Source organism: Furfurilactobacillus curtus, from assembly GCF_045862785.1.
GTDB lineage: Bacteria > Bacillota > Bacilli > Lactobacillales > Lactobacillaceae > Furfurilactobacillus > Furfurilactobacillus curtus.
Window position 1 is genome coordinate 1 of sequence record NZ_BQXO01000071.1, and the last position, 447, is coordinate 447.

1 protein-coding gene is annotated in these 447 nt (G+C 39.6%); it reads right to left on the bottom strand.

What is annotated here, in order from left to right:
* A partial coding sequence (locus tag ACKTR2_RS10500; RefSeq protein WP_407885089.1) for a MobA/MobL family protein occupies positions 1-199 on the bottom strand: 199 nt, incomplete at its 3' end.
* Positions 200-447 lie beyond the last annotated feature (248 nt).

The window sequence follows — 447 nt, forward strand, 5'->3', positions numbered from 1 at the left end:
TTTCTCGATCACTGGCCCATTCTGGTGCATTTTGGGGGGTTAAAATAAAGCTTTCTGGAATTACCGATCGGGCATAGGAATATCGGCGACCTTCTTTATCATCAAATAATTTTTCACCACTTCGATAAGCCGCACTGGCAATCGCACTTCGTCCTTTTCCAGCACTAATATTACTAAAACTAATATGAAATATTGCCATGTTAGTCACCTCTTTACTTTGATTCTATGGGCTTGACTTTGTTGTCGCCATCGGCGACTTCTAATACAGGATTTTGGGGGTTAACATAACATAGGATTTATTCTATGTGTAAGTGCGCATTGACCTCGTTTCACTCGGCCTGCTGATTCCCCTAAATTTACTTATAGTGTATAACTTCCGCTTCGCTATTTCAACTTTCATCCTTTGACTTAACGTTCTCTGTATGATATAGTGTCGGTGATTATTTT